Origin of the sequence: Streptomyces sp. KLMMK (assembly GCF_036961605.1) — a bacterium.
Lineage (GTDB): Bacteria > Actinomycetota > Actinomycetes > Streptomycetales > Streptomycetaceae > Streptomyces > Streptomyces telluris.
The window spans coordinates 1-2,840 of sequence record NZ_JBAMDC010000597.1 but is presented as its reverse complement, the minus strand read 5'-3'; the positions used below and the strand labels follow the sequence as shown (position 1 = coordinate 2,840).

At 74.0% G+C, this 2,840-nt stretch carries 3 protein-coding genes; all 3 read left to right on the top strand.

Annotated elements, in window-relative coordinates; translation table 11 throughout:
* Window positions 1-1,407, top strand: a 1,407-nt coding sequence (locus V7793_RS36075) for a YcaO-like family protein (protein WP_336013901.1), incomplete at its 5' end; no start/stop codon positions are given.
* 9 nt (window positions 1,408-1,416) lie between these two features.
* Window positions 1,417-2,178: a DUF5944 family protein gene (locus V7793_RS36070; RefSeq protein WP_336013900.1), complete on the top strand. Its 762-nt coding sequence runs from the start codon at window positions 1,417-1,419 to the stop codon at window positions 2,176-2,178.
* Window positions 2,179-2,182: 4 nt separating this feature from the next.
* On the top strand, window positions 2,183-2,840 hold a 658-nt coding region (locus V7793_RS36065), incomplete at its 3' end, for a M16 family metallopeptidase (protein ID WP_336013899.1).

The window sequence follows — 2,840 nt, the reverse complement described above, 5'->3', positions numbered from 1 at the left end:
TTCTGGCAGGACGAGGACGGCGGCGAGACCCGCCGGGTCCTGCTCCCGGTTCCCACCTGCCGGGTGTGCGGCGACCGGCAGCGCTCGGCCGCCCCCGCACCGGAGGCGGCAGCTGCGCCGCTGGAGCTGACCGCGGCCGTCGACGACCGGGTGGGCGTCGTCCACGCGGTGAACCTGCGGCGGGCCGAGAGCGGCCCCCAGATCTACCTCGCCGGCAGTACCTCGCCGGACCACTCGCTGATCCGGCCGAACCTCGGCGTGGTCCGCAACGGCGGCGCCGGCTTCACCAAGAAGGAGGCGCTCAACGCCGCGATCGGCGAATCCCTCGAACGCTACGCCGCCGGCCTGTTCCGGTCCGCCGAGCTCCGTACGGCGTCGTGGAACGAGCTCACCCGGTCCGGCGAGACCGCCGTCGCGCCGGAGGACTTCGGGCTGTTCTCCGCCGAGCAGTACGCCTCGCCCGGCTTTCCGTTCGCGCCCTTCACCGGGGACACGACCGTCCGCTGGGTCCGGGCGACGCGCCGGCCGGACGGCGCGCCGTGCTGGGTGCCCGCCTCCCAGGTGTTCCTCTACTACCGCCGGTCGAAGGAGGAGACGCCGATCGCGCCGTCGATCTCGACCGGACTGGCGGCCGGGCCGACCGTCGCCGACGCGGTGCTCGGCGGGCTCTGCGAGATCATCGAGCGGGACGCGCTGGCGGTGTCCTGGCTGCACCGCCTCCCGCCCCGACCGGTCCCCGAGGACGCGATCGCCGCGTCCCCGCGGGTCAGCTACCACCTGACCAAGGCCGAGTCCTGGCGGGTCCGCTTCTACGACCTGTCCCTGGACCTCGCTCCGCCCGTCGTCGTCGCGGTGATGGACGGCCGGGGCGGCGCCGAGCCGGTCCTGTCGTTCGGCGCCGCGTGCCGGACCTCGCTGGTGCCCGCCGTCGAGAAGGCCTTCCTGGAAGCCGCGCAGGGCCTCACCTACGTACGACGGCTGGTCAAGGAGTACGAGGGCTTCGAGGCCGCGCCCGACTTCGCCAACGTCGACGAGTTCAACAAGCACGCCATCCTCTACACACGCCATCCCGCACTGCGCCGCCGTGCCGGATACCTGGTCCACCCCGACGCCCCGCCCCTCTGCGACCGGCCCGCCCGGCCGCAGACCGGAACCGGCGCCGCCTCCGCGGAGGCCGTCGTCGAGGAGCTCGCCGCCGCCGGGCTGCGGACCTACGTCGTCGACCTGACCACCCCCGACACACGGCGGGCGGGGGTCCGCGTCGTCCGCGTCCTGGTGCCGGGCATGCAGCACCTGTCGGGCGCACATCGCTTCCGGATGCTCGGCAACCCCCGCCTGCACGACGTCGTGCGGACGCTGGGCGCCGGCTCCGCACCGGACAACCCCTACCCGCATCCGCTCCCTTAGGAAGATCCCATGGCAGCGTCCTTCGTCGCGTTCCCCTCGTTGTCGATGGTCCGCAAGGAGGACTTCGCGGACACCTCCCTGATCCCCGAGGCCTACGGGCGGCACGTCGTGAGCCGCTGCCTGCCCCCGGAGCGGTCGCCGGTGCACTGCTCCTTCTCCGCCGAGCCGGCCGGCGACGGGATCAGGCTCCGGTTCTCCAGCAGGGTCGACAACCTCGGCGAACCGGCCATGCTCACCCACAAGTTCTTCTTCGTCGACCGCGACGAGACCCGCGAGCGCTTCCACGCGGTGACCCCGGACGAGCCCGAGGTCACCACGGAGATGCTGATCCTCTTCGCGGGATTCGACCGCGACTACTGCCACGCCTCGGTGTACGACGCGGAGAACCGGCTGGTGGCGGTGCACGCCGTCGTCTTCGACCGGGCCGGCCGCACCGTCCCCTACCCGTTCACGCAGCGCTACGTCTCCCCGCTCGGCCTCGGCCGGGCCGACCTGGAGGAGACCGTGGACGGCACCGGACGCCGGATGCTCCGCTTCTCCGTCGGGCTGACCGGCCTCACGGAGCCCACCCCGGTCGTCCTCGCCTGGCAGGGCATCGGCCGGATCGTCCGCGAGGAGCTGTCGTGCACGCCGGACCGGCCGGAAGCGCACTACGAGGTCCCCCTCGACGACAACCCGCTGCTCGCCTGCGGCGACTGGGTCGTCATCGCGGTGGACGAGCAGGACCGCTTCCTGGCCCAGACCCTGGTGACCCTGCAGTCCGCGGAGTGAGCCGGTGGAACCGACGCACACCCGCGTGCTGCCCAACGGCATCCGGCTGGTCGCCGTCCCCCGCCCCGGCACACCGCTCGCCGCCGTTGTGCTGAGGGTGGGGGTGGGCAGCGCCGACGAGGAACCCGGCGAGGAGGGCCTGGCGCACGTCCTCGAACACATGGTCGTCCGGTGCGCCATGGACGGCGGCCGGGTCGGCGACGGCGCGCTGGTGACGGCCCGCACCGGCAAGGAGGCCACCGTCTACAGCGCGGTGGTGCGCCGGGCGGACGCCGTCCCCGCGGTCGCCGCCCTCGGCCCGGTCCTCGGACGCCTGGACGTACCGCGCGAGGACCTCGCCGCCGAGCTGACCGCCATCCGGGAGGAACGCGCCCAGCGCTCGGCCGACCCCGCCCGGCGGCTGCAGGAGTCGCTGATGGGCGCGCTGTGGCCCGGCACCCGGTGCGCCCACCCGGTACTGGGCGACCCGCGGGTGGTCGACGCCCTCACGCCGCAGCGGGTGCGTCACTTCCACCACAGGTGGTACCGCCCCGCCGCGGCGGCCCTCGTGGTCGTGGCGGACGAGCCCGGCGAGCTGCTTTCGCCGATCGCGGCGACCGCGTCGGCCTGGGGTCACGGCCACCCGGCGGCCGCGGAGCCGGCCGTGACGTGCGGTCAGGTGT

Bases quoted from the DNA above. Each gene is read 5' to 3' on its own strand.
- V7793_RS36070 (WP_336013900.1), top strand. From the start codon at position 1,417: ATGGCAGCGTCCTTCGTCGCGTTCCCCTCGTTGTCGATGGTCCGCAAG.